The following is a 14205-nucleotide window of genomic DNA, read 5'->3' on the forward strand; positions in this document are numbered from 1 at the left end:
CAGCCCGATTCAGCGAGTCATCACCCACGGTACTTTCGAACTCGACGGCGGCAGTTGGGAAGTGGACAACAACATCTGGATCGTCGGTGACGATTCCGATGTGGTGGTCTTCGACGCCGCCCACGACGCCGCCCCGATCATCGAAGCCGTCGGCGGCCGCAACGTGGTGGCCGTGGTGTGTACGCATGGGCACAACGACCACATCACGGTGGCCCCGGAGCTGGGCCGAGCACTCGATGCGCCGGTGCTGCTGCATCCCGGCGACGACATGCTGTGGCAGATGACGCACCCGGACAGCGACTTTCGGGCCGTATCCGATGGTGACACGCTCGCTGTCGGAGGTTTGGAATTGCGGGCGCTGCACACGCCCGGTCACTCGCCGGGCTCGGTGTGCTGGCATGCGCCGGACCTGGGCGCGGTGTTCAGCGGCGACACTCTGTTCTGCGGCGGCCCGGGGGCGACTGGCCGCTCGTTCTCGGACTTCCCGACAATCTTGGCGTCGATCTCCGGGCGGCTCGGCGAATTGCCGGCCGACACTGTCGTCTACACCGGGCACGGCGACACCACGCGTATCGGTGACGAACTGGTCCACTACGACGAGTGGGTGGCGCGCGGCCGGTGACGATGCGCCGCGAGGTACGAGCGGCGAGGAGGAAGAGGCCCATCCAACCGCGGCCGGTGACGATGCGCCGCGAGGTACGAGCGGCGAGGAGGAAGAGGCCCACCCAACCCCGCCGGTGACGATGCGCCGCGAGGTACGAGCGGCGAGGAGGAACCTCAGTGCCCGCGCAGGATGCGCCGCTTCTCTTCGGCGAACTCCTGCTCGGTCAGCGCTCCCGAATCACGCAGCGCCGTTATCGTTTTGAGCTGCTCGATCCGAATTCCTTCGCCCTCGGAAACCAACCGATCGTGGCTCAATTCCCTGCCCGTGCCACCCGTCTCCACCGACGGGCGGCGACGCCGGGCCGCCAACAGCCGGCCTGCGATCAGATCCACGAGCCCCAGAACGAAGATCACCGGAAACACCCACAGCAGTGTCGAGTGGCCGGCGGGCTTGCCGAAGGCCAACCGTGGAGCGATATAGGCGCCGACCTGCCCGTCGGTGACGATCTGGTAATCACCGGCCTCGGCCACGGATATCCGCCACAGCCGCCGCCGGCTGTCGTTGTTGACCGTGGTGGTCATCCCGACGCTTTCCTCGAACTCCGGATCGGGCACGCCGTCTGGTGGTGTCACCGTCACGCTGATGGGTGGGACCGGCAGTCCGCCGCCGGTGGGACTCGAGATGACCCGGGTGTGCAGATTCACCGTCACCTCGCCCGCCGGCAGATGCACCCTGCCTGAGCCCGGAATCGGCACCTCGCCGTAGGCGTCGTAGCGGTCCAGCACAAAGACGTTGAGAATCAGCGCAACCACGAAGCCGATCACCCCAAGGGTCATCAGGCCGGCTGCCACCACGATCGGAACGCGTCCGATCGCCCGCTGTGCACCCACTTACGGAAGTGTGCCACGGATCGTCGATACGGCTACCGTCAGTGGTGAATATCGATGACGGCGTTGCCGGGGTCGGAGGTGCCATGCCAGAGTCGAGCATCGTGGTCCGCCCCGAGTCCGGCGGCGCTCCGTCGAGCCGGTTGCAGGCGGCCGGACTGGCCCACGCGAGCGGTGTCTTCGAACAGCTCGCGGCGACGGTTCCGCTGCCCCCCGCGCCGCGGCCGATCGTCGTCGCCGACTATGGCGCCGCCACCGGCTACAACTCACTGCTTCCGATCGGGGCCGCTATCGCGGCATTCCGACGGCGAACCCGGACCGACCATCCCGTGTTGGTTGTCCATACCGACCTGCCCGACAACGACTTCACCGCACTGTTCACCACGCTGGCTGACGATCCCGACAGCTATGCCCGCAAGGACACCGCCAGCTTCCCCTCGGCGATAGGCCGGTCGTTCTACAGCCAGATCCTGCCCTCGCAGAGCGTCAACCTGGGCTGGACGTCCTGGTCGACCATGTGGCTGCGCCGGCCCGCCGGGGAGCTGCCCGAGTTCGCCGACCACGTCCATGTCGAGCACAGCGACGACGACGCCGCGCGGCACGTCTACACCCGCCAGGCCGCCCAGGATTGGCACGACTTCGTGGCGTTCCGCGGCCGGGAATTGAGCCCGGGCGGCAAGCTGCTGGTGCTGACCGCCGCCGTCGACGCCGCCGGCCGATCGGGCTACCAGCCGCTGCTCGACGCGATCGTCGCGGTTCTCGGCGAGCAGGTGCGCGACGGCGCACTGACTCGTGATGAGGTGGCCCGCATGACGATTCCGGTGCTCGGCCGCAGTGAGAAGGAACTTCGTGCGCCGTTCGCCCCCGCGGGGCGGTTCGAGTCGCTGACCATCGAGCGGCTGGAGGTTTTCGACGCCGAGGACCGGTTCTGGGACCGATACCTGCACGACGGCGATGCGGTCGCGCTCGGCACCCATTGGGCCGCCTTCGTCAGCGCCGTCGTCTTCCCCACGCTGGCCTCCGCATTGGCCGGTGGCACCGACGACCCGCGCGCAGCCGACTTCGTGCGTCACCTCGAAGCCGGCGTCGCCGCCCGGCTCGCGAGCAACCCCCAGCAGGTGCAGATTCCGCTGGCGCTGATCGTTCTCGCCAAGCAACGCTAGGGGCTGACGGGACTCTCAGTGGATTCCGGCGTCGAGCTCTCGGGAATCTCGGGCAGGCTCGGCGAAATGGGTTCCGGGCTGGGCGCGAACGCCGGGGGCAGCTCGAACGTCGAGGACGGTGCGGTGGTGGCTGTCGTCGACGACACTGGCGTCAGCTCGCTCGGGCCCGGTCCGGTGTCGGCGGCATGCCGCAGCACCAGCACAGCAACCGTGCCCAGCAACATCGCGACCAGCGCAGCCAAGATCACCACCGGGACCGGCCGCCGATACCACTCCACGCCGACCTGGCCGCCGATCTCCTCGGGTTCCGGTGCGGCGGGCTGGCGCGGCGCAGCGGGTGCCGGGCGCGGCGGCGGTGGTGTCACCAACGGCTGCAGCCCCTCATCCGGGATGCTGTCGGGCACCGGTGGCGGAACGTGCTCCGGCGGCGGCGCCGACTCCGGGAACTGCAACGGCGGCGCCACCGGCGGCGGTGCCTTCTTCGGGACGGCCACCACATTGCCGGCAACGCTCAGCGCGGCGCCGATGGCCGCCGTCAACTGTGGTCGTGGCGAGCTGATTACGGCGACCCCAAAGCGTTGCGACAGACCGGTCGTGACCGTCGGCATGTTCGCCCCGCCGCCGACCGACACGATGGCCGACAGCGCATCGGGAACAATCTCGTTGCCGTCCAAAGTGTTCTGCAACACGGTGTAAAGGCCCTCAAGCGGCTGACGCAAGGCCTCGTCGAGTTCTACCCGGGTCAGCCATACGCCGCCGTGGAATCCCGCGAGTTCGGCCACCGTCTCAGACGACAGCTGCTCCTTGGCATCACGGCACTGGCTGCGCAGCCGGGTCAGCGACCCCACTGTCGGAGGCCCGTCGCCGTTGCCACCCAGATCGGCAACCACGTGATCCAGCAGCGCCTGGTCGATCACATCGCCGGAAAAGACCGCGCTGCGCCGGGTGGCACTGATCGGTTCGAAACCGCGCTCCGCGTCGACAAGAGTGACGTTGGTTCCGCTCCCCCCGAAGTCACACACCGCAATGATCCCGTGATCGGGTAGGCCCGGATTCGCTTGCAGCGCAGTCAAAGCTGCCGTCGTGTCAGAGATCAGCGACACCGGATGCTGCGCCCACTCCGAAACCCGCCCCAGCGCGGTGCGCAGCGCGCCGACGGCGTCACGCGACCAGTGCGCGGGATAGGTGACCGCTACCGCCGGCGGAATCGGACGTCCCTCGGTCACCGCGTACGCCAAGGCATGCAACCCATCTGCAAGCAGTTGCTCGGGACGGTGGGTCGATCCGTCGCTCGCCACCACCGGCCTGCCGCCGCCGACGCGATCCACGAAATCGGTGACTACGAGGCCACGGTCGTGCAGTTCAGAACTCACTGCGGAGTTCTCCGAGGGCATGCCGATTTGGGATGGCCGATCCCGGAACAGCGTCAGCACGGGCCGACGGGTGATCGCGCGATCGGCGGTGACCGCCGCCAATGTGGTTGCCCCGACGGACATCCCCAACGCGGGGCCTGTCTCTTGCGCCATGCTGTCCCATCCACGGTGTCATCCGGCGGTCAGAGCACACCGGTCTACGTAATTTTACCGACGAATGTCCGATATACCTCGCATTGCAGCGCCGTTGGTGCGCCGGAGAAGTCACGCCGAGGACTGCCGCAGACGTCTGGTATCTGATCGCATGCGAGCGCCGAGCCACGGTGCATCCCGCCCGACGTTGAGGGCCTGGCGGTTCGTCTGGTCAACCATGGTTTGCTGCCGGCCGCGGCAGTGCCGGTGCGGTACGCGGCAGCCATGGGCGCCAACGCGGTGGCAGCCCTCGCCTCGGGGTAGGTGCTACGGCCGGTTCGGCGGCAAGGTCGTGTTGAGTCTGCCGATCCTGCCGGCTGTGGCGGTGTTCGCCTTCGCCGGCAGCGTCACCGTGGCGGTGGCCGGGGCGACGAGCCAGCGCCTGCCGGGCGTTCGCCGCCGGGCCGGGTGCGGCCGGGGTCGGCGGGGTTCTCACCGGTTGGCTCTACGACGTGTCGGTCGGCGCGCTGATCGCGTCGGTCCTGGGGATTCAACTGCTCGCACTCGTGGTCGCGGGCGCATCCAAGGTTTGCTGGATACGCAATCCTCAGACGTCACCTCGAGGACACCCGACGGACAACGCCCGGTAACACAAGGCCGCATCTGAACCGATCTCAGCTGTGACTCAGATATCCGATATGAACTACTCAGCATATCGCAGACGATCGGTCAGCAACCACTGAATAGGTTCACTGCCTGGGGTGTCCGCTGCACACGAGGCGCTTCGTATGCCACCATGTACCGGTGAACCCACGACGGATCCTTCGCTCCCTCGGTGTTGTTCTGGCCCTGACTTGGCTGCTGCACAGCACCGTCGCGCCCCCTCCCGCTGCCTTCGCAGACCCCTGTCCGGATGTCCAAGTCTTGTTTGCTAGAGGCACTGGCGAGGAAGCCGGCCTGGGCGAGACCGGGCAAGCATTTGTGAACTCGCTACGGAACCGACTGCCCGAGCGGCCAGTGGACGTCTACGCCATCGATTACCCGGCCACCAACGACTGGCCGACCGGCATTCAAGGCATCCGTGACGCCACTGCCCACATCGAGGCCACGGCAGCGAATTGCCCCAAGACCAAGATGGTGCTCGGGGGCTTCTCGCAGGGCGCTGCGGTGATGGGCTTCTCGACCGCCAGCGCCATCCCGGACGGGGTGGAAGGGGTCGACATACCACGGCCGATGCCCCCGGAAGTGGCTGACCACGTCGCCGCCGTGGTGCTCTTCGGAACCCCGAACGACCGGGCTATGAATTTCCTCGGCCAACCGCCCTTGGTCATCGGCCCGGCATACGCCGCCAAGACCATCCAGCTGTGTGCGCTCGAGGACCCGGTCTGCTCCGAGGGACTGAACTTCTCCGCGCACGCTCCCGGCGCCTATGACGGCATCGCCGACGAGGGCGCGGCGTACGCGGCAAACCGCCTTTAACCTCCGTTTTCGCTCCGCACGGCCTACTTTGCGGTTTGCTGATTCGCAACCCGCAGGCCAGTGGCCAGCAAGACATGTCAGCATTTAGGGATGAATTTGCGTAACACTGTTCGCAGCTTCGCTGCCGCGGCGATGCTCACCGGAACCCTGGTGGCCGCGCCGGTGGGCCTGCCCATCGCATCCGCAGAGCCTTGCCCGGACGCCGAAGTGGTGTTCGCCCGCGGCTCCGGCCAGCCCGTCGGGCTCGGTGACGTCGGTGACGCGTTCGTCGGCTCCTTGCAGGAGCAGCTGGCAGGCCTCAACGTGAACGTCTACCCGGTCGAGTACCCGGCGAGCACCGACTACCGCAACAGCGCGGTGCTCGGTGAGTCTGACGCCACCGCCCACATTCAGGCCACGGTCACCAACTGCCCCAAGACCAAGCTCGTGCTCGGCGGCTACTCCCAAGGCGCCAGCGTCATCGCCATGTCCAGCAATGCGCTGCCGGCGCCGGTCGCCAACCACGTGGTCGCGGTGGCGCTGTTCGGCCCGCCGTCGAGCCCGTACTCCACCTCGTTGTGGGGCGGCCCACTGCCGGTCCTCGCCTCGTCCTACCGCCCGAAAACCATCGACTTCTGTCTGACGGGCGACATCTACTGCGAAGACAGCGGAAGCGTCGTCCCGCACCTGATGTACGTGCAGGACGGCAAGACCGTGGAAGCCGCGACATTCGTAGCGAGCCGACTCAGGGCCGGCCAGAGCGTCAGCTAGGCCCGACGCGGTCAGAACAGGGTCGGGACCCGCGCGTCGATCAGGTGCGGCCCCGGCTCGGCGACGGCGCGGCGGAACTGTTCGGCGAGCTCCTCGCACGTGGTGGCCACCGTGGCCGGCACCCCGAACCCCTCGGCGATCTTCGCGAAATCCATGTTCGGCCGCGACAGGTCGAGCAGAGCCTCTGCCTTTGGGCCGCGGCCGCCCCCTTCGCCCTCGGCGCCCACCCGGGCCAGCTCCATGCGCAGGATCGCGTACGAGCTGTTGTTGATCAACACGACGGTCACGTTGGCGTTCTCGCGTGCCATGGTCCACAACGCGGAGATGGTGTAGGCCGCACTGCCGTCGGCCTGCAGCGCGATCACCGGCCGATCCGGCGCCGCGATGGCAGCGCCCAGCGCCACCGGCAGGCCCTGTCCGATCGCCCCTCCGGTCAGCGTGAGCACATCGTGGCGAGGTGAGCCGGCGGTAGCCGCCGGCAGCATCAGGCCCGAGGTGTTGGCCTCGTCGGAGATGATCGCGTTGTCCGGCAGCAGCGCCCCGATCACCTGCGCCCAGTTCTGCGGGGTGAGATCGCCGGTTGGAAGCTCGGGGACGGCGGCCGGCGCCGGCCGCGGCGGCACACCGGGCGCCACCGCCTCGGCCAGCTGCGCCAGCGCGGCCGTCACGTCGGTCTCCAGACCGGCCAGGTTGTGCACGACGCAGCCCTCGGGAACCAGGTCGCTGGGCTTACCGGGGTAGGCGAAGAACGACACCGGCGACCGGGTGCCGGCCACCACCAGGTGCTTGATCCCGTCGAGTTGGAATGCGGCCTGCTCGGCCAGGTAGCCGAGACGGTCGATCGGCGGGACCCCGGCACCGCGCGTGAGCCGGGCCGGGAAGGTCTCGACGAGTGCGCGCGCGCCGGTCGCGGCGGCGATACGGTCGGTGGCCTCCAGCGCGCGCACATCGCCGGCGGCAGGGCCACCGATCAGCAGTGCCGCGGACTCACCGCTGCGCAACACCTCGGCGATCTCGGCGACCGCCTGCTTGTCGGGCGCGGCCGGCGGCACCGGCTGGACCGGGCCGGCGGCTCGCGCACCGTCGTCCCAGGAGATGTCGGCGGGCAGGATCAGGTTGGCTATCTGCGCCGGGCTGGCCATGGCCGCCGCTACCGCTTCGGCGGCATCGCGGCCGACGTCACCGCCGGAGCCGGTGCGGCGCACCCACCCGTGGGTCCAGTCGGTCAGCGGCTCGATGTCGGATTCCAGCGGTGCGTCGTACTTCTTGTGGTAGGTGGCGTGGTCACCGATGACGTTGACCACCGGCACGTGTGCGCGGCGGGCGTTGTGCAGGTTGGCCAGGCCATTACCCAGACCGGGCCCCAAGTGCAGCAGGGTGGCGGCGGGCTTTGCGGCCACCCGGGCGTACCCGTCGGCGGCACCGGTCACCACGCCTTCGAACAGGCACAGCACCCCGCGCATCTGCGGCACCGAGTCCAAGGCGGCCACGAAATGCATCTCGGAAGTACCTGGGTTGGCGAAGCAGACCTGCACCCCGCTGTCGACCAGGGTGGCGATCAGGGCCTGTGCTCCGTTAGTCATATGACTGCCTTTCTTGCCGAGCACCAAAAATTGCGGGACGCGCAATCTGCTGCCTATAGAAGCACGCCCGGATTGAGGATCCCGGCGGGGTCGAAGGCATCCTTGATCCGGCGCATCAAAGCGATCTTGACCGGGTCCTCCAGCTCCAGGAAATGCTGCGTCTTGACCCGTCCCAGACCGTGCTCACCGGAGATGGCGCCGCCGAGGTCCATCGCGGTCGCGAAGATGTCGTGCAGCAGCCGGTGGCGGACCTCGTCGTCGGCGCAGAACACCGCCAGGTGGACGTTGCCGTCACCGGCGTGTCCGCAGCCGACCACTCCGGCTCCCGCCGTTTGGGCTAATCCCTGTGCCTTGGTGAGGAACTGGTGCATCTCGGCCCGCGGGACCACCACGTCGATCACGTCATGCGCACCGGCGGCCTTGGCCGTCCAAAACGCCTTCTCGCGGGCCTCGATCAAGGCATGCGCTGAATTGCCCTCCAGCACATATACATCGTCGGCGCCGAGTGAGGCGAGCAGTTCACCCAGCATGGCCACGTCGTCGTCGAGGCGCTCACGGTCACGGTTCTCCACCCCCACCACCAGGTAGGCCTCGGCGGTCTCACGCACCGCGTCGGGGATGCCCAGGTTCAGGTTCTGCGAGTAACTGATCGCGGCCAGAGTGAGCTTGTCGACGTATTCGAGGATCACCGGGTCCACCCCACTGCGCACCACCGCCGGCACCGCGCGCATCACCGCGGGCAGATCGCAGAACGGCGCCAACAACGTGGCAGAGTGCCCGAGCCGAGGATAGAGCCGCACGGTGACCTCGGTGGCCAGCGCGCAGGTGCCCTCCGAACCGATGATGAGCTGGGTCAGGTCATAACCGGTGGACAGCTTGGTGATTCGCCCCCCGGTGCGGATCAGCTCGCCGGTCGGCAACGCGGCCTGCAGGCCGAGCACGTTGTGCCGCGTCACCCCGTATTTGACCGCGCGCATACCGCCGGCGTTGGTACCGACGTTGCCTCCAACACTGGCGGACAGTTCCCCGGGGAAGACGGTGTACATCAGCCCCGCCTCGGCCGTCGCGGTGTCGAGGTCGGCCAGCGTGACCCCGGGCTGCACCACCGCAACCTGATTGTCGGTGTCGATCTCCAGGATCGCGTTCATCCGCTCGAAGGAGATCAGCAGACCGTCGGGGCACGGCCGCGCGCCGGCCGACATGCCGGTGCCCGAACCGCGAGCCGTCACCGGAACCTTCGCCTCGGTTGCCGCGGCCAACAGCGCCGCAACCTGCTCGGCGGTCTGCGGGCGGGCAACGTAGCTCGGCGTCACCGGGGCTCCGACCAGTGCCTCGTCATGGGCATAGTCGGGGCCGATCTGCTCGCCGGTGAGCAATGCGCCTGCTCCGACGATGTCGGCGAACTTGCGCGCGGCCTCAAGACGTGAGCTGTCTACCGTGGACATCCGTCCCTACTTTCCAAATCCGGCGTCACGCAACGCCTGAGCCATCGACCCGCCTGCCGGTGCCGCATCCCGGCGTCCGGCACTATTGCCGGGACGCCGCCCACGATTCTGCTTGGCCGCGTCACTGCGCGCAGCCGGTTTGGCACCCGGACCCCGGGAGGATGTGCCGGGCTTGTCCGCCGGCTTGTCCCCCAGCCGCAGGGTCAGCCCGATGCGCTGACGGTCGACGTCGACGTCGACGACCTTGACCTTCACTACCTGGCCGGAGCGCACCACCTCGTGCGGGTCGGAGACGAAGCGGTCCGCCATGGCCGAGACGTGCACCAGGCCGTCCTGATGCACCCCGACATCAACGAAAGCGCCAAAGGCGGCGACATTGGTGACCACGCCTTCCAGGACCATGCCCACCCTGAGGTCGGCCACCTTCTCCACGCCCGCGGCGAACGTCGCCGTGGAGAACGCCGGCCGCGGGTCGCGTCCCGGCTTCTCCAGCTCGGCGAGGATGTCGGTCACCGTCGGGACCCCAAACCGGTCGTCGGCGAAGTCGCCGGGTTTCAGCGACCGCAACACTCGCTCATCGCCGATGATCTCGGCCAGGGCGACTCCCGAGCGGTCCAGGATGCGCCGGACCACCGGGTAGGCCTCGGGGTGCACCCCCGACGAATCCAGCGGGTCGTCGCCGTCGCGGATGCGCAGGAACCCGGCGCACTGCTCGAATGCCTTGGGGCCCAACCGTGGCACGTCAAGCAGGGCGGCGCGATTGCGGAAGGGTCCGGTCTGGTCGCGGTGGGCCACGATCGCTTCGGCCAGCGACTCCGACACTCCCGACACCTTGGCCAGCAGCGGGGCCGAGGCGGTGTTGAGGTCGACGCCCACGGCGTTCACCGCGTCTTCGACCACCGCATCGAGGCTGCGCGCCAGGGTTCCCGGTGTCACGTCGTGCTGGTATTGACCGACACCGATCGACTTCGGCTCGATCTTGACCAGCTCGGCCAATGGATCCTGCAGCCGCCGCGCGATCGACACCGCACCGCGCAGGGTGACGTCGAGGTCCGGCAGTTCGTGAGCGGCGTAGGCCGACGCCGAGTACACCGACGCGCCGGCCTCGCTGACCATGGCCTTGACCGGTGCCGGGGCGCCGGCGCTCTTGAGGTCGGCGATCAGCTCGCCGGCCAGGGCGTCGGTCTCGCGCGACGCGGTGCCGTTGCCGACCGCGATCAGGTCCACACCGTGGCGGGCCACCAGTGCGGCCAGCGCCGCCTTGGCCTGATCCCACTGCTTTTGCGGTTGGTGCGGGAAGATCGCGCAGGTGTCGAGGACCTTGCCGGTGCCGTCGACGACGGCCACCTTGACCCCGGTGCGAAAGCCGGGGTCCAGTCCGAGGGTGGTGCGGTTACCCGCCGGCGCCGCCAACAACAAGTCTTTGAGGTTCTTGGCGAACACCGCCACCGCGTCCTGCTCGGCGCGTTGGCGCAGCCGCATCCGGGCATCGACTGCCGCCGAGAACGCCAGCCGGGTGTCCCATGCCCACCGCACGGTGTCGGCCAGCCAGGGCGTGGCCTGGCCGGAGGCGGTCATGTTCACGCCCAGCGATTTAGCGACCATCGCCTGGTAGGGCTCGTTGTCGCCGCCGTCGAAGGCCAGCGCCAAAGCATCTTCCTTCTCGCCGCGCAACACGGCCAGCACCCGGTGCGACGGCATGGTCTCCAACGCTTCGCTGAATTCGAAGTAGTCCCGGAATTTTTGTGCTGCAGCACTTTTCGCCGTGTCTTCGGAGCGCGGCGTCGTCCGCAGTGAGCCCGCCGACCAGAATTTCTCCCGGACCGCACCCACCAGCTCGGCGTCCTCAGCGGCACGTTCGACCAGAATCGCGCGGGCGCCCTCCAGTGCGGCCGCGGCGTCGGCGACCTCTTCGCCGGTGTACTCCGACGCGAGCTGCTGGGGGTCGAGTGCGGGGTCGGCGAGCAGCCGATCAGCCAACGGCTCCAGGCCCGCCTCGCGCGCGATCTGCGCCTTGGTGCGGCGCTTGGGCTTGTAGGGCAGGTAGATGTCCTCGACGCGGGCTTTGGTGTCGGCCGACAGCAGCGCGTTTCGCAGCTCATCGGTGAGCTTGCCCTGCTCCTCGATCGAGGACAGCACCGCGGCCCGACGGTCGTCGAGCTCACGCAGGTAGCGCAGCCGCTCTTCCAGGGTGCGCAGCTGCCCGTCGTCGAGGCTGCCGGTGACCTCTTTGCGGTAGCGGGCGATGAACGGAACCGTCGCGCCCTCGTCGAGCAGCGCGACAGCCGCCGCGACCTGTCGTTCGGCTACTTCCAGTTCGTCGGCAAGGCGGGCATTCACCGGTTTGAGGGTCACGTTCGCGGTCACGCCGACGGACCCTACCGAACGCCGCTGACGATTCCTGGGTGCGGGACGGCGTGGGCCCGCCGCGCCACTTAGATGCCGACACAGATCCATAGCCGCGACTTGAGGCATCCGAGCCCGAACCGCGAGAAGATGGCACCGTGACGACCTATGCCGAGATCCGCAACAACGCACCGCTGTGGCCGGGGGTGATGGACCGCTCACTGCTGGGCAACCGGCAGGCGCAAGCCGCGCTGTATCTGGCCGACATGGCCAAGCGGGGCAAGTGGAGCACGGTGATCCGGGAACTCGACCGCGGCGATCACGTGGTCGATGTCAAGGCGTGGCGGCCCGGAGGCAAGACCTGGCTGACGGTGCTGCATCAGGCCGGCTGGCACGGCGCGTCTGTCGACGTCGCGTCCTGGCTGATCGAGCAGGGTGCGCTGCGCTCGCAACCGGACGCCGCCGGTCGCACGGCTTTCGACCTGGCCGTTGAGCACCAACGGTCGGCCGAACTGCTGGAGGTGCTCAAGCCTCCGCCGGCCGCCCTCGACCCGGACCGGATCGCCGCGCTCAACTTCCAGCTCACCACCGTGATCGACGACCTGGTCCAACACCTGTTCCGCGGTGGCGAACTGCGCCAGATGCTCCGCTATCCCCCGGTCGAGGTGCTGCACGAGCTGCCCAGAAAACAACTGTGGTTCCCGGTGCCCTACCTGTGGGGCGGATTTCGGATCGGTCTGTGCGATGACGACATCGAAGTGGTCGGCGGTTATCGAGAACTCGACCCGGTCGGCGATGTGCACGTCGCGACGGTCGGCTACCTCATCACACCCGAGGGCCCGTCGCAGATCTACGAGGGTTACGAATAGCCACTGATCTGACGCAACTGTCCCTTGGCGATCTTGCCGCCGGATGAGCGCGGCAACTCGTCGATGACGACAAGGCGCTCCGGCAGCAGCTCTTTGGACACCCCGAGGTCCAGCAGGTGCTCGACGAGTTCCGCCAATTCCAAGGTACCGGCGCTCGCGCGTGCCACCTCCGCGAGTTCGACGTAGACACAGACCTTTTCGCCGAACACTTCGTCGCGCATCGGCACCGCGGCCGCCACCGCGATCGCTGGATGGGTCATCACCGCGTCCTCCACCTGGGCGGCGCTGATGTTCTTGCCGCCGCGCAGAATGAAATCCGAGGTCCGGCCGGTGACGCTCAGATAGCCTTCGGCGTCGATCTCGCAGATGTCGCCCATGCGCATCCAGCCGTCGGCGGTGAACAGCTTGTCGTGGTCGATCCCGTTGAGATAGCCGAGGCTGGTGGCCGGGCCGCGGCAGGCGGGCTGCCCCCGGCCGGTGTCGGTCACGTCGGTGTTGCCGTCCTCGCCGCCGAACAGCCGGACCGCCATCTCGTCGACAATTCGCCCACCGGTGCGCAACCGCCGCTCCAACGAGTCGGCGAGTGTGGTGGCGCTGAGCACGCCGGTCTCGTTGGATCCGTAGAATTGCAGGATCTTCGCCCCGGTGAGCTCCTCGAATTCCGCGGCCGGCCGGTAGGGCAACGCCTCGCCGCCGGTGAACACCACCCGCAACGAGCTCAGGTCGAACTCACGGCTGGCCGGATCCGCCATCATCATGGTCAATTGAGTGCTGACACAGCACAATACGGTGACCCGATGCCGCGCTATCGCGGCACAGGTCGCGGCTGCGGTGAAGCGGTCCAACAGGATTGCCGCGGCGCCGAGGTGGATCGGGGTGGTGTGGCTGGTCCAGAGCCCGAAACCGAACGGTGTGGGAATGATCGGCAAGAAGACGTCGTCGGGACTCAGTTCCCCGTTGGCGACGGCCAGCTGGTGAAAGTAGTGCCAGCGATTCTGGGTGTGCACCACACACTTGGGCAGCCCGGTGGTACCGGAGGTCGAGTTGATCAGGAAGACGTCATCGGGGCCGAGTTGCGGACCCGGTACCCCGATTTCGGCGACGGCCTGCAGCTCATCGATGCTCAGCGTCGCGATCTCGAGTCCGGCTGCGGCGGCGTGCCGCTGCTCATCGGTGATCAGTAGCTGGGCCTGCGAAGCGGCCAGGATCGCAGCCACCTCACGGGTGCCGGCGCGGGCGCCGATACCGACCACGATCGCCCCGCAGCGCTCGATCGCCACGAACAGCACGTGGATGGCGACGGCATCGCGATGCCACACCGCGATCCGGTCTCCCACGCGTACCCCGACACCCGTCAGCCGAATCGCCAATTCATCTGCCGCGGTATCGAATTCCTGCCATGTCAAGCCCGCGCCGAGATAGTCCACATAGGCGTCCCGGGCGGGGAGTCGCTGGGCGTTGCGGCGCACCGCGTCCGACAGCGTGGTCTGCGACCACCAGCCGACGGCGTGATAGTGGGCGGCTTCGGCGGCGGTGTAAGCCGGTGTGTTCCAGCCGGTGTCGGAAGACATCTC

11 protein-coding genes are annotated in these 14205 nt (G+C 68.1%); 5 read left to right on the forward strand and 6 right to left on the reverse strand.

The features are described 5' to 3' along the window. Nucleotides 1–7 precede the first annotated feature (7 nt). A complete protein-coding gene (locus NM962_11595) occupies nt 8–622 on the forward strand; it encodes an MBL fold metallo-hydrolase (protein ID UVO14681.1) in 615 nt (204 codons plus the stop codon). Between the two features lie 155 nt (nt 623–777). On the opposite strand, the gene NM962_11600 is transcribed toward NM962_11595, so the two are convergent. Beyond that, nucleotides 778–1494: an SHOCT domain-containing protein gene (locus tag NM962_11600; GenBank protein UVO10697.1), complete on the reverse strand. Its 717-nt coding sequence runs from the start codon at nt 1492–1494 to the stop codon at nt 778–780. Nucleotides 1495–1577: 83 nt separating this feature from the next. On the opposite strand from NM962_11600, the gene NM962_11605 reads away from it, so the two are divergent. Next, entirely contained in the window at nt 1578–2654 is a 1077-nt protein-coding gene (locus NM962_11605; protein UVO10698.1) for a class I SAM-dependent methyltransferase, read from the forward strand. Here NM962_11605 and NM962_11610 read toward each other — a convergent pair. After that, complete coding sequence (locus NM962_11610; protein UVO10699.1) at nt 2651–4180, reverse strand: Hsp70 family protein; 1530 nt, start codon at nt 4178–4180, stop codon at nt 2651–2653. The two genes, NM962_11605 and NM962_11610, sit on opposite strands and share 4 nt — an antisense overlap. A gap of 828 nt (nt 4181–5008) precedes the next feature. On the opposite strand from NM962_11610, the gene NM962_11615 reads away from it, so the two are divergent. After that, nucleotides 5009–5638, forward strand: a complete 630-nt coding sequence (locus tag NM962_11615; GenBank protein ID UVO14682.1) for a cutinase family protein — start codon at nt 5009–5011, stop codon at nt 5636–5638. 90 nt (nt 5639–5728) lie between these two features. Beyond that, on the forward strand, nt 5729–6388 hold the full coding sequence (locus NM962_11620; GenBank protein ID UVO10700.1) for a cutinase family protein: 660 nt from the start codon (nt 5729–5731) through the stop codon (nt 6386–6388). 11 nt (nt 6389–6399) lie between these two features. Here the strand turns inward: NM962_11620 and NM962_11625 are convergent, their stop codons facing one another. Genes NM962_11625 through NM962_11635 form a run of 3 tightly spaced genes read right to left on the reverse strand, consistent with a single transcriptional unit; the run spans nt 6400 to nt 11783 of the window. Then, nucleotides 6400–7971: an acetolactate synthase large subunit gene (locus tag NM962_11625; GenBank protein ID UVO10701.1), complete on the reverse strand. Its 1572-nt coding sequence runs from the start codon at nt 7969–7971 to the stop codon at nt 6400–6402. 53 nt (nt 7972–8024) lie between these two features. Next, the gene (locus tag NM962_11630) at nt 8025–9416 is read right to left on the reverse strand and encodes an FAD-binding oxidoreductase (GenBank protein ID UVO10702.1); all 1392 of its coding nucleotides are present in this window, start codon (nt 9414–9416) and stop codon (nt 8025–8027) included. 6 nt (nt 9417–9422) lie between these two features. Next, entirely contained in the window at nt 9423–11783 is a 2361-nt protein-coding gene (locus NM962_11635; GenBank protein UVO10703.1) for an RNA-binding transcriptional accessory protein, read from the reverse strand. Nucleotides 11784–11920: 137 nt separating this feature from the next. Between NM962_11635 and NM962_11640 the strand changes: the two genes are divergently transcribed. After that, nucleotides 11921–12631 carry an ankryin gene (locus NM962_11640; protein ID UVO10704.1) on the forward strand — a complete coding sequence of 237 codons (711 nt, stop codon included), beginning with the start codon at nt 11921–11923 and terminating at the stop codon, nt 12629–12631. Here NM962_11640 and NM962_11645 read toward each other — a convergent pair. Then, entirely contained in the window at nt 12622–14202 is a 1581-nt protein-coding gene (locus NM962_11645; protein ID UVO10705.1) for an acyl--CoA ligase, read from the reverse strand. The two genes, NM962_11640 and NM962_11645, sit on opposite strands and share 10 nt — an antisense overlap. Nucleotides 14203–14205 lie beyond the last annotated feature (3 nt).

The organism is Mycobacterium sp. SVM_VP21 (assembly GCA_024758765.1).
Lineage (GTDB): Bacteria > Actinomycetota > Actinomycetes > Mycobacteriales > Mycobacteriaceae > Mycobacterium > Mycobacterium heraklionense_C.